At 42.1% G+C, this 16750-nt stretch carries 16 protein-coding genes, 3 tRNA genes and 1 pseudogene; 5 read left to right on the top strand and 15 right to left on the bottom strand.

All coding sequences use genetic code 11. The features are described from left to right. Nucleotides 1-227 precede the first annotated feature (227 nt). Nucleotides 228-1469 carry a peptidoglycan DD-metalloendopeptidase family protein gene (locus HUU49_03410; protein NUM25642.1) on the top strand — a complete coding sequence of 414 codons (1242 nt, stop codon included), beginning with the start codon at nt 228-230 and terminating at the stop codon, nt 1467-1469. Nucleotides 1470-1520: 51 nt separating this feature from the next. On the opposite strand, the gene HUU49_03405 is transcribed toward HUU49_03410, so the two are convergent. The 10 genes from HUU49_03405 to rpsO form a co-directional block, all read right to left on the bottom strand. Continuing rightward, nucleotides 1521-2756 carry a glutaredoxin gene (locus tag HUU49_03405; protein ID NUM25641.1) on the bottom strand — a complete coding sequence of 412 codons (1236 nt, stop codon included), beginning with the start codon at nt 2754-2756 and terminating at the stop codon, nt 1521-1523. Nucleotides 2757-2765: 9 nt separating this feature from the next. Next, nucleotides 2766-3314, bottom strand: coding sequence for a hypothetical protein (locus HUU49_03400; GenBank protein NUM25640.1), 549 nt, complete (start codon nt 3312-3314; stop codon nt 2766-2768). A gap of 130 nt (nt 3315-3444) precedes the next feature. Next, complete coding sequence (locus tag HUU49_03395) at nt 3445-3762, bottom strand: hypothetical protein (GenBank protein NUM25639.1); 318 nt, start codon at nt 3760-3762, stop codon at nt 3445-3447. 89 nt (nt 3763-3851) lie between these two features. Beyond that, on the bottom strand, nt 3852-5369 hold the full coding sequence (locus HUU49_03390; GenBank protein NUM25638.1) for a YifB family Mg chelatase-like AAA ATPase: 1518 nt from the start codon (nt 5367-5369) through the stop codon (nt 3852-3854). Nucleotides 5370-5445: 76 nt separating this feature from the next. Beyond that, entirely contained in the window at nt 5446-5904 is a 459-nt protein-coding gene (gene lspA / locus HUU49_03385; GenBank protein ID NUM25637.1) for a signal peptidase II, read from the bottom strand. Continuing rightward, complete coding sequence (locus HUU49_03380) at nt 5905-6276, bottom strand: TraR/DksA C4-type zinc finger protein (GenBank protein ID NUM25636.1); 372 nt, start codon at nt 6274-6276, stop codon at nt 5905-5907. It lies immediately after the preceding gene. A 596-nt stretch (nt 6277-6872) separates the two neighbouring features. After that, nucleotides 6873-8291: a hypothetical protein gene (locus HUU49_03375; protein NUM25635.1), complete on the bottom strand. Its 1419-nt coding sequence runs from the start codon at nt 8289-8291 to the stop codon at nt 6873-6875. Between the two features lie 16 nt (nt 8292-8307). Next, nucleotides 8308-10500 (bottom strand): polyribonucleotide nucleotidyltransferase, encoded by a 2193-nt coding sequence (locus HUU49_03370; GenBank protein NUM25634.1) that lies wholly within the window; start codon nt 10498-10500, stop codon nt 8308-8310. 130 nt (nt 10501-10630) lie between these two features. Further along, nucleotides 10631-11191, bottom strand: a complete 561-nt coding sequence (locus HUU49_03365) for an NYN domain-containing protein (protein NUM25633.1) — start codon at nt 11189-11191, stop codon at nt 10631-10633. A 17-nt stretch (nt 11192-11208) separates the two neighbouring features. Continuing rightward, nucleotides 11209-11580: a 30S ribosomal protein S15 gene (gene rpsO, locus HUU49_03360; GenBank protein NUM25632.1), complete on the bottom strand. Its 372-nt coding sequence runs from the start codon at nt 11578-11580 to the stop codon at nt 11209-11211. 170 nt (nt 11581-11750) lie between these two features. On the opposite strand from rpsO, the gene HUU49_03355 reads away from it, so the two are divergent. From HUU49_03355 to HUU49_03340, 4 genes are all read left to right on the top strand, one after another. After that, nucleotides 11751-12665, top strand: a complete 915-nt coding sequence (locus tag HUU49_03355) for a tyrosine-type recombinase/integrase (GenBank protein ID NUM25631.1) — start codon at nt 11751-11753, stop codon at nt 12663-12665. Nucleotides 12666-12717: 52 nt separating this feature from the next. Then, a tRNA-Arg gene (locus tag HUU49_03350) sits at nt 12718-12794 on the top strand. A gap of 27 nt (nt 12795-12821) precedes the next feature. Further along, nucleotides 12822-12893 (top strand) — tRNA-Arg (locus HUU49_03345). A gap of 17 nt (nt 12894-12910) precedes the next feature. Further along, nucleotides 12911-12985: transfer RNA gene (locus tag HUU49_03340), tRNA-His, on the top strand. Here HUU49_03340 and HUU49_03335 read toward each other — a convergent pair. The 5 genes and pseudogenes from HUU49_03335 to HUU49_03315 form a co-directional block, all read right to left on the bottom strand. Beyond that, complete coding sequence (locus tag HUU49_03335; protein NUM25630.1) at nt 12956-14584, bottom strand: recombinase family protein; 1629 nt, start codon at nt 14582-14584, stop codon at nt 12956-12958. The genes HUU49_03340 and HUU49_03335 overlap by 30 nt on opposite strands. Nucleotides 14585-15093: 509 nt before the next feature. Further along, nucleotides 15094-15168 (bottom strand): annotated as a pseudogene (locus tag HUU49_03330) (zinc ribbon domain-containing protein). Between the two features lie 191 nt (nt 15169-15359). Further along, nucleotides 15360-15752 (bottom strand): hypothetical protein, encoded by a 393-nt coding sequence (locus HUU49_03325; protein ID NUM25629.1) that lies wholly within the window; start codon nt 15750-15752, stop codon nt 15360-15362. Between the two features lie 190 nt (nt 15753-15942). Then, nucleotides 15943-16200: a hypothetical protein gene (locus HUU49_03320; GenBank protein NUM25628.1), complete on the bottom strand. Its 258-nt coding sequence runs from the start codon at nt 16198-16200 to the stop codon at nt 15943-15945. A gap of 256 nt (nt 16201-16456) precedes the next feature. Continuing rightward, nucleotides 16457-16645, bottom strand: coding sequence for a hypothetical protein (locus tag HUU49_03315; GenBank protein NUM25627.1), 189 nt, complete (start codon nt 16643-16645; stop codon nt 16457-16459). Nucleotides 16646-16750 lie beyond the last annotated feature (105 nt).

Below are 16750 nucleotides of genomic sequence, written 5' to 3'. Positions count from 1 at the left end.
ACTTTAATTTTTTTAATTTTAACACTCTCAATTTACCACAATTACCCCACTTTATCAATTGACATTGAGATGGTTAATATGGTATTTATATATATGTTATTTGTTTAAATTTTTGCTTAAAATTAACAACTAACTATATCGGCGATAAGTTAAAAATTATTGCAATCAAAGCCTTAGCCAGCAGCGTCCGAACCCTGGCGGCGATCAAAGAAAAATCTCCCCGATTTTTGCGCCGGCTTGCCAAACCGCTTGGAACCATTGGGCGGTTTTTCTTCTTAAAGCTGATTTTACCGGTTTACAAAATCTATTCCGTATTTAAAAAAATTTTTAATAAATTTTACGCTCCGCAAAAAATCAGACATCACCTCATTCATCCGTTTTCACGACGATATCTCACCCATACAATTATCATTGTCATTTCCATCTTAACGCTCGCCGCCAACCTTAATGCCTATGAAACCCGTCGGTCCGAATACGGCCAGACTAGCATCGTTGCTCAATTAGTCAGCGACCAGGACCTGGGCATTGTTGAAGAAGAAGGACCGCTAGTTACCAGCGGCAAAGTCACTCGCTATCTTGGTGAAACCGGCGTTGAAGCTTCACCAACCCTCGCAGATAACGGCTCAGCCGACGATGTATTGCCGCCGACTGTTGCCGGCGACAGCGCTGTCATCAGCCCAATTTTGTCTCCGCTCGAACAAGAACTTCGCCAACGTGATAAAATTGTCTATTACACTATTCAACAAGGAGATACTATTTCAGAAATTGCCGAAAAGTTCGGCATCACGGCCAGTACCATTTTGTGGGAAAATAATCTTACTGCCTACAGCCTAATCCGTCCTGGCGACAAATTAACCATTTTGCCGACCGCGGGCATTCGACACAAAGTCGCCAGAGGCGACACGCTGGCAAAAATTGCCAAAACGTACGGTGTAGAGTCCGACGATATTATTGAATTCAATAAATTAGCTTCCGCTGATGATCTAACAGTTGGCGAACAACTAATGATTCCTGGCGGCAAAAAAATTGAAACTGCTCCAACGTACACATTCCGCAGTTTTACCGCACCAACACCTGCCACTAGCCAACCAAAGGTAGTTGCCACCGGCAAAATGCAGTGGCCCTCAACCTGCCGCCGCATTACCCAATACTTCCGTCTACGTCACTCTGGCGTCGACATTGCCTGTCCGCTTGGGTCTGACATTTATGCCGCTGACTCTGGAAAGGTAATCACCGCCCAGAGCGGCTGGAATGGTGGCTACGGAACTTATATTATTATTGACCATGGTAATGGCACTCAAACACTCTATGGCCATTTAAGCAAACTGTATGTTAAGGTTGGTGACGCCGTCAGTAAGGGAGATGTTATTGCAGCTGAAGGTTCAACTGGACGATCCACTGGACCACATAATCACTTTGAGGTTCGGGTTGGCGGCGCCAGAAAAAATCCGCTCTACTACGTTCAGTAACAAAATAAAAAAACACCCGGTTTATTTCCGGGTGTTTTTTTGATTGCTTAACTAAAAAACCAGCCAGCTGCGCTTAAATATCAAAATCAACCCCAACATGATCATCAATATACCGCCAACTAGATTAGACCATTTGGAATATTTAGTCGTAAGTCCAATTTTTTCAAAGCTGTACAACGCAATACCAAAAACAATTAAATCATCAACCATATAAAACAAAATGTAGAGCCCCATAAACCACTGCGTCAGCCAAAATCCGGGATTGTTAAGCTCAATAATTTTGGTATATGCCTGAGGAATGCCAATTGAACAGGCAAATTCAATAATATTAACTGAAAATGCCAAAGCAATAACGCCCACAACAGTCAAAATAGTAAACGGTTGCGAAACCAAATCACGGATTTTTCGCGAGGTCTTGGAACGCTGCTCGTAGTTAGTTACCTTGCAAGTTCCGTCAGATTTACGCCATTCATACAAAAAGAAAATACCTCCGCCAATCGCAACCAAACCAACGAGTGGAGTAATAACACCGTCCAGACCGACAAAATCCCAAGCCGTAAACCAAACATTTAATATCAAATAATACATGATTGCTTCAGCCACAATAAACAGCCCGGCAACTTGCCACATCCGACGGCGATCACCAACCTGTGCTAGCACAATCAAAAAAGTAACCAAAACCCACATGGCACATGGATTAAACCCGTCAACAAACCCCAACACCATCGAGAGGCCGCCGAGCGAAAAACCTTCAACATCAATAGGGCCGATAAACGGCAAGCTCACAAAAAGAGGCACGGCACTAGAGCCGATGCTGCAAGTGTCCGAGTGTTCGTCGCACCCCTCATTGGCTTTCTGCACTTCCCCCGATGCACCTTGATTTAAAAATTCTTCTAAAGTAAGACGCGGCTTCGTCTTATTATCATCAATCAACTGTTCAAAATAGCGTCCGGTTGTTTCAGGCTGGTCAAAACCCTGAATAACAGTAGTACCAATAATGGTAATTGGCGTTACTTTCGGTAAACCCTTTAACTCGGCAAGTCTAACCCAATTATCACGATTTTGAGTTTCGGCGATGTCATAAAAATTAACAACAAAATCGTCGCGGCGCGAAGCTAGATCGGTCAAAAATGCTTTTTCGTTCTGGCAATGCGTACATTCCAACCGTTCAAAGACTTCAATGGTCACCTTGTCTACAGGTTGAACTTGAGCGGATAGCATTGTTGGTAAAATACCAAGCGTTGCAATAACTACAAGCGAAACGATAAATAAAAATTTTTTAAACATAAGATTTTATCAGCAAATCAACGGCGAGTTGATTTTTTTAGCTATTAAGTACGTAGAAATGAGTAAAATCAAAAATCCAACGATCCCAAACTCCAGCCCACCAAAGGGCAACACCCCCAAAAAGCCGGCTGATGCCGAAAAACCGAATAACGACGTAACAACAATTGAACCACACGACGCGCATCCGACACCCAAAAACCCAAGCACTGCCCCCAGCAAACTGCCCCCAGCGATTTTTTGTAACGTTGCACGCTTCCTAAAATAATACGCCTGCAACGAAACATTTATTCCTATTAATAAAGACAGTAAAACAATTAAAAACTGATCAATAATATCATAATTAGTCAATAAAATCTGAAAAGAGCTAAAGAATATTTTCAGTTTAGCAGTAGCTCCGTAGGTTCCGGAGAACAAAATTTGCCCAAGAAGACCATAATTATTAAACCACATCCCGGCTAAAAATAATATCAGAGTAATACCAGCAGCTAATAGCAAATATAAAGGCTTGGTAAACACTTCGCCAATGCCCCCAAGGGCTATCTTTAAATTATTTTTCATGATCAAAATATTAATAAAGCATTGTTATAATAATACTTTTATCCCAATAAGTCTAGCCAAAGCCCAAATAAAGAAAAACCCATTCAAACTTGAATGGGAAGACGAGCCATAACGGCAACATCGTCGCGTCTCACGACACAGCCCTCTTATGGACTTTTGGCTTCACCTGCCGACGACGAACGCCAAACTTCCACGGCCGGAGCGGAGAGGATCTGCCCTCGCGGGTAAAAACCTTAAACCGGACTGGTTGTTTTGATCTTTGAAACGTTGCCACCACAGGATAGTCAACGCTCCACACATCATGGCTTTCGCCTTGATTATCCACCAAGGAAAAATTCAAGCTGCTGACGTCTGACTCACAGCGATCAGCCATCAGGCGGGCAATGGCTTCGTTGGTAAAATCGTCAAGCGGCTTGATAAACCACTCGCATACCGTTTTCTTAGGCATGGCACCAATCCTTTCAGGGTTGCAGCGAAAAAGAACACCAAAACATCAATGTAACAAAAAATGTAATACACTATGGATTTTCTGTCAATCTATTCAATCTTTGGCCGATATTGTAATGCCTCAGCTACATGTTCTAATTTAATATCTTTTTCACCAGCCAAATCGGCAATAGTGCGCGACAATTTAAGAATCCGAAAATATGATCGGGTTGACAGGCTAAGCTGATCGACTGCCTGGCGCAACAAATTTAGCGTCTCATCATCAACCGTGCAAAATTCTTTTGCCAGGCGTGAACTCATTTCAGCGTTCGTAATAATCGCCATATCTTTAAACCGTTGTTGTGCCACGCGCCGTGCCGCTTCAACCCGCTGACGAATCGCCGAAGAAGGTTCTGATAAAACATTTTGAGTCAATTTATCAAATTTTACTTTTGGTACCTCAACGTGCAAATCAATACGGTCAAGCAGCGGGCCGGAAATCTTTTTTTGATAATTGATAATCTGCGACGGCGAACAAATACACTGATGTTCAGGGTCATTTAAATAGCCGCACGGACAAGGATTCATCGCCGCAACCAGCATAAACTGAGCCGGAAACTGCAGTGTCCCGGCGGCTCGTGAAACTGAAATCACGCCATCCTCTAGCGGCTGGCGCAAATTTTCCAACACGCTTCGTGAGAATTCGGGAAATTCATCCAGAAACAACACTCCGCGATGTGCTAATGATATTTCACCCGGCCGCGGCCAAGTGCCGCCGCCCACCAGTGCCACGCCGGAAGCTGTATGATGCGGACTACGAAACGGCCGAATAGTCACCAATGGGGTGGCGGGTGACAATAACCCGGCCACACTGTAAATCATAGTTACGTCTAAGGCTTCATCTTTAGTCATCGCCGGCAAAATTGTTGTCATACTCTTTGCTAAAAGCGTCTTGCCAGAACCAGGCGGGCCGCTCATAAGAATATTGTGGCCGCCAGCAGCCGCAATCTCTAAAGCGCGCTTAACGTGTTGTTGGCCCTTAACGTACGCCATATCATAGGATGAATTGTGTAACTCCGGAGATGAGGACGCACCAGCAATATACTGTTTAATCGTTTCCTCTCGACGAAAATGGTTCACTAACTGTTTCAAACTCTGACAACCATATAAATTCAACCCCGATACTAGGCTTGCCTCTTTAACATTAGCGGCTGGTAAATATATCTCTTTAATGGCATGCTTTTTTGCAAAAAGACAAATCGCCAAAACTCCGTTAATTGGCCGCAAGTTGCCGTCCAAGGCTAGCTCACCGACAAACAGTTTCTGCTGGGCTTCGTCCAATTTAATTTGATTTGACGCCAATAAAATACTTACGGCGATCGGCAGATCATACGACGGACCTTCTTTTTTCAAGTCAGCCGGAGCGAGATTAATTGTCACTTTACCGCGTGGCATCAACAAACTGGAATTTTTAATTGCGGATCTGACCCGCTCACGCGATTCATCAACCGCCTTATCGGGCAAACCGACTACAAAAATACCGGGCAACGCCGGGCTTAAATCAGCTTCAACTTCAACCAGTTCACAATTCAAACCGAGAACAGCGGCGGAATAAACTTTGGCGGACATAAAAACACACCTCAATAATTAGGTGCGCTATGTTGATTGGTTATTTACTTGTCTTACACCAGTTTAAAAAATTTTTTTAGTTTTGTCCAGCCTTGGCATGTAAAAAAGAAACAATGACCAGAACGGCAACGCCAATGGTAATTGCAGCATCAGCAAGATTAAAAACGGTAAACCAGGCAACATCAATATAATCAACCACAAACCCAAACCGCATACGATCAAACAAATTAGAAAACGCGCCTACAATAATTAAGATGAAACTAACAACTTGCGTTAATTCCTGTTCCAGAAACGATTTAATCAACAATCGAAACATAATCAGAATCAAAATAATTGTTATTACGATTAAAGCCACACGATTAAAGCCAAAACCAAACGCGATACCGGCATTTTTCGCCAAGCTAAAACTAACACCATCAAAAAAACCCTCACCGATAATTTCAGAAGGGTTTTTGATAAACCAATACTTTAACCACCGATCAACCAGAAATAAAATCAAAGCAACAACAAGCCAAGGAAATAATTTTTTAAACATCTACGCTTCGCCCTTTAATTTCTTTTTACATTCAACACACGACGTGGACGTCGGGCGGATTAACAAACGCTGCTCTTCAATCGGTTTACCACAGTGCTTGCAAACACCATATCCACCCTTAGCAATACTGTCTAGAGCTTTTTTAACATCACGAAGCTGCGTTTCCAATGTGTGTTCAATACTTAATCGGTCACTATACTCTGCAACCTCATTTGCATTTTCATCTTCATCATTTCCATATTCAGGAAAATCAGACCGATAGTTTCCCGGCAGGCTTTCATCTTTAGTCGCAAAATCTCCCAGCGCCATTTCCAAACGCTTTTTTTCTGCCTCAAGATTATTCTTAATTGTCTCAATGGTTTTTGAATCCATATATTTTATTATATTAATGATAAGCCCAACGCCTAATGATGTCAATATTGACTCTCAAACAAAAAAAAGAAGGCGCGGAGAGCGCCCAATGATAACATTGTTAAATGGCGACCGCGCCTTAGAAACACTTAAGCGGTCGCATGAGCACTCAGTGGGCAGAAAACCAAGTTAATCTGATTTTCTATCCACTGAATGCACAAGCATCAACCACTAAGTGGTAATATAGCTTCTACTGACTGAAGCGCTCCTCTACCTCTCTTTGGTTAGGACTCTCTTTGTTGGGTCCTTTCAACCGCTATTTTTGCTTTTTGTTTTTGTGGAATGTAGTCAGATTTACACTCCCTTTGTTGAAGAGTAGTAGAGAAGAAAAAAATTTCTCCAAATACTTTTTTGGGGAAACTTTTTTAAAGTTTTCAATGTATAGCGGCTTGAATCAACTTACATAATTAGTATATCACGGATAAACCACTTTGTCAATCTTTTTTGACTAAAAATAAAAATATTGCTTTAAATTAGCAATATTCTTTCCTTTACAAACCAAAAATAATATTGTTTATTTAACTTTTTGTTATTAACATTTTATCCACACCCCACTGTTAATAACTAAAACAGCCAACTGTTGTCTGACTATTTAACTGGTTCATCACTACATACTGATCAAGCGTGTAATCAAACAATTTCTGACCCCGATTAATAACTGCCAAACCACCCTGATGAGTACCAACTCCGCAATTTGTCAGTTCCGAAAGCGGCAATAGTTGCCCGCTTATAAATTGTTTTAAGCGGTCGGGCGAATTAGAAACAAAAACCTTACCATCAACCGCGGCGTATGCAAAATTAAAATCAACTCTTGGTTCAGATACGTAATGGATAACACTACTAGTTGAGATTTCTTCAGTTTGCCATTGCCAATATTCGGGTTCAGCCTTTAATTCGGTCACAACCGACTGATCAGGCAACACTCGAACGACTTCTTGCGGAAATTTTTGAGCCAAAATAATTGTAACTAGTTTTTCTAGCCCGGCCAATTCAGCTTCAGGTACTAAATCAAACACCATCATAAAATCAAAACCAAAAACGTTGCTACTGCCGGCATCAAACAAAATAATATCTGCCGGACGGTTAATGATATTTGTCACCAAACTAGTCACATCAAAATCATAAACTGATAGCAAGCCATTCACAACCTGCTTAAACGCAGCGTCAATACCCAAATCGGCCTCACCCCAGTTTTGAAAAACCGCAAAAAGATTTACCCCAGAAAAAAATACCTTAAAGTCTTGGGGCAAAGAAGTTATAATCGGCGTAGTTGAAGTTCCGCCAATATTGTTTTTAATTTCAAAAATCCACTGATCACTTTTTTGGTTCAAAACTCCGACAATGTCTTTTGTGATTAACTTTGCTAATAATCGATACTGTAATTCTGGATATGCACTAAGATACTGTTTCAAATTATGGCTACTCAAAACAAAGCTAACTTGCTGATTTGAAAATTGATTTTCAATTACCACTGAAGCAGAAAAGGTTTTAGCTTTTTGCACCTCAAGAATCTTATCAAGCGTTTCCTGATTTTTGGCAATTACTATATAATTGTCGCCTTGATAATGATGCGGAAATTGTGAAATGACATTTTCTAAATCAGTAAGATGATTAATCTGAAAAAAATAAACTGGTTCAAGTCCATTTGATGAATTAGGTACTAAGACATACGATACCCTTGTTGACTTATCAACCAACAAATTAAAATCAGAAAATAGTGAAATGATTGGAATGTCTGTGATGCCGGCTCCCCACGGCATCACAGAATCACGAGCCGTTAAATAAAAAACTGAATCGATGGGTGCCAATGTTATAAATGGATCAACAGTTATTTTTTTTAACCACCACCAGAAAAAGCAACTCACTAAAACCAAACACAAAACCCCTCCACCAATCAACCAAGACCAATGCTTTTTTTGTGAACGATGTTCGTTCACTGAAAGCGGGGCTGAATAATCAGTGAAGGGGTCTGTCATGACGTTTTGATTTTACTTAAAATCTTTTGCGAAACGGTTTTTTGTGATCGCGAGACTGATGAGTATCTTCTTGTCCTTCGGGCCGCTCTTTCAAAGCTTTAATTGAAAGGTTAACTCTCCCCTTTTCATCAATGCCAATGACTTTTACTTTTACCTCATCACCAATCTTTAACTCATCGCTAACCTTGCCAACACGGTAGTGCGCAATTTCAGAAATGTGCACCATGCCATCCTGACCAGGCAAGATGTCAACCAGGGCGCCAAAATCAAGAATGCGTGAAACTTTACCGGTGTAAATTTCACCAACCTCAACCTCTTTAACAATATTCTTAATCCATTCAACCGCTTTGTCCGAATCCGATCCAGCAATGGCCGTTACCATCACGGTACCATCCTGTTCAATATCAATTTGAACACCAGTTTCTTCAATAATCTTATTAATCACCTTACCGCCCGGACCAATGACTTCGCGGATCTTTTCCGGATCAATCTTGAAACTGATAATGCGCGGTGCATATTTTGACAGCTCTGTTCGCGGTTCACTAATGGCCTTATTCATTACCTGCAAGATTTCCAAGCGTGCTTTTAAGCCTTGGGTAAGAGTTTGTTTTACAACTTCAAGCGGTAAACCTTTAGTTTTCGTATCAAGCTGAATAGCAGTAATGCCGTCGGCAGTACCGGCAATCTTAAAGTCCATACCGCCCACGCCGTCTTCCAAATCCTGCAAATCGGTCAATACCTTAAACTTACCAGCCTCTTCGTCAGAAGCAACACCCATCGCAATGCCGGCTACCGGCTTTTTAATTGGTACCCCAGCATCCATTAATGCCAAACTAGAACCACAAGTTGAGCCCATTGACGATGATCCGTTTGAGCCCAAAACTTCTGAAACAACGCGAATAGTATACGGGAAAACCTCTTTATCAGGCATCATCGGTCGCAAAGCTTTTTCGGCCAAAGCGCCGTGACCAATTTCACGCCGACCCGGAGAGCCGAGACGGCCGGTTTCACCAACTGAATACGGAGGAAAATTATAATGATGCATAAAGCGCTTGCGGCCGCTTTCTTCCAAACCGTCCAAAAACTGCTCATCACCAGGCGCGCCAAGCGTGACAATTGAAAGAATCTGCGTTTCACCACGGTTAAATAGAGCCGAACCGTGCGTGCGCGGCAATAATCCAACACCAGCACTAAGTGAACGAATCTCCGTCAGCTTGCGACCGTCAACACGCTTATCTTCTTCCAAAATGGCGCGGCCAATTTCTTTGTCAACATACTGATCAAATAATGGAGATGCCTTCTTACGGCGATCTTTGCCGATGTTTTCACTTTCTAAATATGCCATCAGCTCTTCCTTTAATTTGCCAAGCGCTGCTTTCCGTTCAGCTTTGGTCGGCAGTTTGGTGTCAAACAACACTTTCGGAGTATTTTGAGCAATCCAGGATTGCGCCTTTTCCAACAGCTCTTTATGAGCTTCAGGAGTTTCTTCATCGGCCTCGCCGGCAGGGTTTTGAATTGCTACTTTGGCGACGCCGACTTTTTTAACTAATTCATTAATAGCATCAATTAACGGGTTAATATGTTTCATTGAAAGTTCAATACCTTCATAAACCAAATCTTCTGACGCCTCCAAACCTTCCGCTTCAATCATTAAAACTTTATTATTCATTCCAGCAACCACTAATTGCAATTCAGCTTTTTCCCGGGCTTCAAAGGAAGGATTAACAACCCATTGACCGTCAATGCGAGCAATACGAACACCAGCCAACGGACCATCCCATGGAATGTTGGAAATAGCCAACGCTGCCGAGGCAGCAATCAACCCAACGACATCTGAATCGTTTTCGTTATCAAAAGACAGTACAGTTAAAATGACTTGAATTTCATTTTTGATTTCTTTAGGAAACAGCGGCCGGACACAGCGGTCAACCAGCCGAGATGTCAAAATAGCCTCGTCAGTCGGACGTCCTTCGCGCTTAATCCAGCGACTGCCCTTAATTTTTCCGGCGGCATACAACCGCTCTTCGTAATCAACAGACAACGGGAAAAAATCAACTCCCTCACGAATACCGCCCATCACCGCAGTAGCCAAAACAACGGTATCGCCGTAGCGTACCGTACAAGAACCGTTAGCTTGTTTCGCCAACTCACCGGTTTCGATGATTAGCTCTTTACCTGCTAAATCAGTCTTGAAAGTATTTTTTGTCATAAAAAATTCCTTTCCCGGCTGATATAAATGTGCTTCACGTCACTAGTATACATCTGCCACTTTTTTGAAAAGTGAAAGGTGTCTACTAACAACGCTAAAAATATTTTCTATCAGCCGTACTTAATTTTAATTATCGTTTCTGAGTCAGCTTTTTAATATTGCTTATCAGTTTGCTTTTATTTTGTACTGGACCGTGGATTAAAAATTTCTTTGGATCTTTGCCCAGATCAATAAAATCATCAACGGCCTCAATCAATCTGGCCGAGGTGGTTTTGCCAAAGGCTAATACTTCAACCTGGCAACCTTTATTTTCCTGCAAATAAGTCACCAATGGCACATAGTCACCGTCGCCGGAAACCAGAATAACACTGTCAAGCTTACTAGCCATCTTAATACAATCCATTGCAATACCGACATCCCAGTCAGCTTTTTTAGCACCACCGGCAAACACCTGCAAATCCTTGGCTTTCACTTCAAACCCCTGATTATCAAGAGCACCAAAAAATCCGCGCTCTTCTTCGGACTCTGAACGAATCACATATGCAATCGCGCGAATTAATTTGCGGTCGGCAATCGCCGTTCTTAACACTTCCTGAAAATTAACTTTAGCACCATACAAATTTTTTGCTGAATGGTACATATTGGCAACATCCACGAATACACCAATTCGTTGCTCTCGATGTTTAAGCATACGTTTTAATTTTATTTTTATTCTTCTTTAACTTCTGGCTCTGCTTCAGCTTCTTCGGCCTCAACGGTGTCGCCAAAATCTTCCTCTGCCAACGCCGCTTTCTGCTCTTCTTCTTCAATTTTAACCACTTTAAGTTTCAAATCTTTAACGATCTGCTCATGTGCAGCCTGATCTTCGCGCCGTAAATAATTCAAAAGTCGCCGTCTTTCAGCCACTTTCTTTAACAATCCTCTGCGTGAGGAAAAATCTTTTTTGTGATCTTTTAAGTGCTTGGTCAGCTCTTTGATCTCTTCAGTCAAAATAGCGATTTGCACCTGTGAAGAACCGGTATCACTGTCATGGGTTTTATACTTAGCAATGATCCGCTCTTTTTTTCTTTTATCTAACATTAGCTTGGCCCTTTCGGTGACGATATATCCAAGTTTTGTCAAAATTTTGGCAAAACCGAGATAGCGTCAATTAGTTATAAATCACCTCAACAATATCATAATTATTGACCATTGTCAACCGACAGCCTGTAATCATTGGCAAAACTGATGAAGTGTCGTAAAATATAACCATGCTTAAACTGATCCAAGAATTTTTAGAATACTTAGAAATCGAGAAAGGCCGTAGTATCAACACGGTTCGAAATTATGATTTCTACCTCCGGCGCTTTGTCGATTGGGCCAAGATTAAATCCCCTGCTCAAATTGACATAGAGCTAATTCGCCGCTACCGGCTCTGGCTAAATCGCGAAGTTGATCACTACGGCGAAAATCTAAAAAAATCAACTCAGAATTATCATTTAATCGCGCTGCGGTCATTTTTGAAATACCTTGCCAAGCGCGATATCGCCTCACTGGCACCGGAAAAAATTGAACTGGCTAAAATGCCAGAGCGTCAGGTTGACTTTCTGGAAGGCGACGACCTAGAACGACTATTGGAGGCGCCGCTCAAAACGACTGAAGCAAAAATTATCCAGCTTCGCGACAAAGCAATTTTGGAAATGCTTTTTTCAACTGGCTTGCGGGTTTCCGAAATGGCTAAACTAAAACGCGATCAAATCAACTTACAAAAAGATGAATTTACCATCCGCGGTAAAGGCCTCAAGCTACGAGTAGTGTTTCTTTCAAACCAAACCAAATACTGGCTCAAACAATACCTAGACGCCCGCAAAGATTTGGCCGACAGCTTGTTTGTCCGACATGACCGGGCTAAAGGCAAAGAGCAGCCAGAAAATTTAACTCCCCGAAGCATTCAACGCCTGATTAAAAAATATTCCAAGGCGGCCGGCATCACTAAAAACGTCACGCCACACACGATGCGCCACAGTTTTGCCACTGACTTGCTAATCAATGGCGCCGATATTCGGTCGGTCCAGGCAATGCTCGGACACTCATCAATCACCACCACCCAAATTTACACTCATATCACTAATCAACAGCTTAAAGAGGTGTACAAATCGTTCCACCAGCGAAAAAAGAAAAAATAGACGATTGACTTTCAGTCATTTTTTTGCTAGACTCATTTTGTTCTAGTCTCGAGTCCCAGTAGCTCAACCGGATAGAGCAACAGCCTTCTAAGCTGTAGGTTGAAGGTTCGAGTCCTTCCTGGGACGCCAATCTTCGCTTCAAGTAAACGTAATTGAGCCCCTATAGTTCAACGGATAGAATGTGGGCTTCCGGAGCCTAAGATGTAGGTTCGATTCCTACTGGGGGCGGATTAACAATCAACATGGTGGCATTGGTGAAACGGTTATCACGCGAGTTTGTGGCACTCGCATTACGGGTTCGATTCCCGTATGCCACCCCAGAAGACATCTCCCCGCGCAGGGGAGGTGTTTTTTTTGTCAAATAAGCCTATTGTTGCAGGTTCTAACCAAACCTGCTTAAGTCGCATGTCAGCAAAACCTTTTTCCATTATTTCAAAAGGTTTCTGCAAATTTATGTTTAATTTCCTGTCCTTGAGGGTGAAGTCCGAACCTAACGAAGCCAGGATAGCTTTCTTCGCAATTAAGTCACCATTCATAAACCAATGACGGGCGTGGCAAGAGAACTCAAACGTTTTCTCGACTTGGTCGCACCAACTGTCGGCACGTTGCTCCGTATCGCGCAAGCGTTCGGCAAACCGTTCGCGTTGCTTTAAGAGCTTGTCTTTCTGTTGGAGATATTCCTCGTCAGTTAACAATTCCCTCAACCTCATTTGGGTCAAGTTATCAAGCTGCCGCTGTGCGTCGTTGTAAGCGGCTTGCTGGGACTTGTAAACCACCGTCCTATCCTCAATTTCCTTACCGTTGATTTCCTTCAGCCATTTGACCGCCCAATCCTTAAAATCTTCTGGTATTGATACTCGCTGCAAATGTTCGTCAATTTGTTTCTCCAACTCATGTACTGAAATGGTTTTTTGCGAACAACTACTCAATTTCTTTTTAGTGCAACGGTAATAAGTGTAGTGGTGGATAAGGCCGTTGCCCTTATTAATCTTGAATTTCTCCTCAGCGGTAATCATCGAACCGCACTCTCCGCACCTAATCTGCCCCGTAAAAGCGAACTTGTGCTTCTTTGGCCGTGGCTTACCTTTACGGCCAAGCAACTCCTGGATTCTCCAATATTCCCCTTCAGTAATCATCGTCTCGTGCTTGCCGTCGTACCAATTGCCGCTGCCCATTGGATATTCAAATTTTCCATAATAAAACGGGTCAGTTAAAATCCGATAAATCGAACTCTTGCTCAACGGTTTACCGCCCACCCGTTTCTTGATTGGTGTCCTGTAGCCCCATTCGTTATTCAGTTTTTCTAAAATTTGTGGCGGGCTACATGTCCCTGACAGCATCAAATCGAAAGCTTTCTCCAATAACGGGAAACGTTCAGGGTCAGACATGATTTTCTTTTCGCCTTTCGAACTAAACCTATCACCCATATAGCCAGGCTTCGAAACGCAGGGACACCAACCACTTTTAACTTTCGCCATCAGCCCGCGTTTGGTATTTGCTTTCAAATCAATGATGAATTGGTTGGCCATGCCGAACTCGACGCTCATCAACATGACATTGTCGGTTGGGAAATAATCCTTACTGGGTGTTTTTATATGCTTAATTATTCCCTGCTGTATAAGCCAAGCTATTTCACCGCCGTCAATCGGGTTTCTTGCAAGCCTATCCAATTTCCAACAGAGGATACCCTGGGCTTTATCCTGCTTAATCTTGTTTATCATGTCGCCATAAACTTCACGACCAGGTTGCTTAGCTGATTTTGATTCAGACATCTTGCCAACGACATGCAACCCATCCCTCTTTGCAATTTCCTCTAAGGCATCAATTTGTGAAGCTAACGACAAGACTTGCCTGTCCTCCGATTCCGTAGACTTGCGCGCATAGATGAAATATTTTATTGCTCGACTATCGTCTGCCATCACTTTCCTATAAAAAATATTTATCGGTCGACTACCCATTCAGTCGGAAGCCAGCCAGCCATGCCAACTTTATCATTATCAACATCCAATACCCCTGCCATAATTCTGACCTTAACCATAGTGACGGAAGTTTCAATAACTTTAGCCCGTGAACCGTTGTGTACAGCGAACGCCCCTGGAATTTCAAGCAAGCCTAAATAATCTTGAGCATCAAGAGCCTTAAAAACCTGACTGTAATCTTCCTTATTTTTGGTCAACATTATTGCCTGGTTAGGGTCTGGGTTGTCAGGAAGCCTAAGGAATGCTTCTGCACCAGTTTCACGAACCATTTTTGGTTGCTGATTCTGGCCAGTGTTCTGATACTTACCGTTCGCAATTTCATCCGTATTCTTTTCGATTCCTTGGTTAATAAATATAGCTATGATAAAAATTGAACCGACGATAAATGCCCAGCTTTTCCAAGAACCAAGGCTTGATTTCTTTTTTGCCGATGGCGTAGTGTTCTTTTTAAGTTCCTTGCCGCAATGTTTGCAGACGATTGCCTCGTCCTGGATTTCCTCGGCGCAAAATTGGCATTTTTTCATAAAATTCCCCTAATATGGAGGGACTATAAGGCCCTCACCAGTTTTAACAGACCGAAGTCTGTCTGCGCGCTAACACAGCCTGATGAGGGCTTCATAATGTGTTAGCGCGCATATTTAGTTATAACTCCATATTAGTCATAATTGCTTAAAAAATCAACCTTAAATTTACCTCTCTCAGCATCCTAACCGAACTACTTCTTCAACTTTTCTTGTTCTTGTTTTTCAATTTCCTGATGGAGGTAATCAAGTCGACTTTGTAACTCTGCCGTGCTCATGCCTGCATACTTGTTACGAGAGACCAACTCCTTAACCCAGTCTTCGCCATATTTCTGAGCGATGATGTTCCTGGTAGCAACACCAACCATTGCACCAGACAACTCGGCAATATATTTTTGTACTGACAGAATAATATTTAATGCCTGAATCCTGACCGATAAACTACCTAAAGAAAAAATATTCCACGCCTCACACAGTAAGTCATTTGCCATTTCAATCGCCTGAACCCTCTGAAATTCAAAATCTGCTGCTGTTTTCTCCTTGGCAAGAAGTTGTTCATTAAGGTGTTCACGCACTTTCTTCAACAAGTTACAACCAGCCTGTGGGCTTATGTGTAACCGCCTTCCTATCTCGCTCCCACTCCTCAACCCATGCAGGTACAAAATTAAAGCTCTGGCAAAATGCTCTTCGCTTTCATCCGTAGTCGGTCGGCCACCTGATGACATCTTAAAATTTTCATTTGAAACGTCACTCATTACCTTAAAGTTTTTAAAGTTATTATCGTCCCTTCTTTTTCAAATATTTATTACCATAATCAGCAAATTGTTGGCTGGCCTGCTTAATGAACTTTTGCTTAATTATTTTCTTCACGACGGCAAACGAACGAACCATATAATTACGCTTTGTTATGCCTTGTTCCTTGATAAAACTATCAATCATGTCATACTCCTCTGGTTTTAATTTTACCTGAAAAAGTTTGGTCGTACTTTTACCATACTGCTTCCCAGTTTCACTCGCATGAAAATCAAGATTCATAACATTATTACTTTTATCAATACCTTAAATTAGGTGACTTCCCTTTCCTAATTAAGGAAAGACATGATTGATTGATTATCATAGCTGATTTAATTAGCAATATGGACAGAGGAAATGCCGTGGGGCAAGTCACCAGGCTACCCACGGACTTAGTCTCTGGCCACATTATTTCCTGGATGCCTTTATCACCCAGTAAGCTTTTGCTTGGTTAATGTTTATCCAGCAAACCAAGGGAAAGACTGCCCAGCTATAATTTTTATGATGAACCATCGCTTTCTTTGGTGTTAACTAACTTAACACCATCTTTTCCAATCGGCCTGTAGATTACCTGAAACATATTCAACAACTTAAAAGCTGCTTCTCTAGCCTGTTCTTGGGTTAAAGTTACACCATATCTCTTGTAGTAAATTGCTACAAATTCCTTTATTGCGATTTCGGAAAGCATAGTTAAAAGCTGTCGACCCGTGGAGATGAATCAACAGCTTTTGACTCTCCACGGTATACAAAAAGCCCGAGACAACCCACCCAGAAAAACTGAGAAGGTCGTCTC

The organism is Candidatus Buchananbacteria bacterium (genome assembly GCA_013359225.1).
In the GTDB taxonomy this organism is placed as follows: Bacteria; Patescibacteriota; Patescibacteriia; order Buchananbacterales; family UBA6539; genus JABWCG01.
This window is presented reverse-complemented; position numbering and strand designations above follow the sequence as displayed.

Coding starts and splice junctions, on each gene's coding strand:
- HUU49_03405 (NUM25641.1), bottom strand. CDS start 2,756: ATGTTTAAAAAATTTTTATTTATCGTTTCGCTTGTAGTTATTGCAACG.
- HUU49_03400 (NUM25640.1), bottom strand. CDS start 3,314: ATGAAAAATAATTTAAAGATAGCCCTTGGGGGCATTGGCGAAGTGTTT.
- HUU49_03395 (NUM25639.1), bottom strand. CDS start 3,762: ATGCCTAAGAAAACGGTATGCGAGTGGTTTATCAAGCCGCTTGACGAT.
- HUU49_03390 (NUM25638.1), bottom strand. CDS start 5,369: ATGTCCGCCAAAGTTTATTCCGCCGCTGTTCTCGGTTTGAATTGTGAA.
- lspA (NUM25637.1), bottom strand. CDS start 5,904: ATGTTTAAAAAATTATTTCCTTGGCTTGTTGTTGCTTTGATTTTATTT.
- HUU49_03380 (NUM25636.1), bottom strand. CDS start 6,276: ATGGATTCAAAAACCATTGAGACAATTAAGAATAATCTTGAGGCAGAA.
- HUU49_03375 (NUM25635.1), bottom strand. CDS start 8,291: ATGACAGACCCCTTCACTGATTATTCAGCCCCGCTTTCAGTGAACGAA.
- HUU49_03370 (NUM25634.1), bottom strand. CDS start 10,500: ATGACAAAAAATACTTTCAAGACTGATTTAGCAGGTAAAGAGCTAATC.
- HUU49_03365 (NUM25633.1), bottom strand. CDS start 11,191: ATGCTTAAACATCGAGAGCAACGAATTGGTGTATTCGTGGATGTTGCC.
- rpsO (NUM25632.1), bottom strand. CDS start 11,580: ATGTTAGATAAAAGAAAAAAAGAGCGGATCATTGCTAAGTATAAAACC.
- HUU49_03355 (NUM25631.1), top strand. CDS start 11,751: ATGCTTAAACTGATCCAAGAATTTTTAGAATACTTAGAAATCGAGAAA.
- HUU49_03335 (NUM25630.1), bottom strand. CDS start 14,584: ATGGCAGACGATAGTCGAGCAATAAAATATTTCATCTATGCGCGCAAG.
- HUU49_03320 (NUM25628.1), bottom strand. CDS start 16,200: ATGAATCTTGATTTTCATGCGAGTGAAACTGGGAAGCAGTATGGTAAA.
- HUU49_03315 (NUM25627.1), bottom strand. CDS start 16,645: ATGCTTTCCGAAATCGCAATAAAGGAATTTGTAGCAATTTACTACAAG.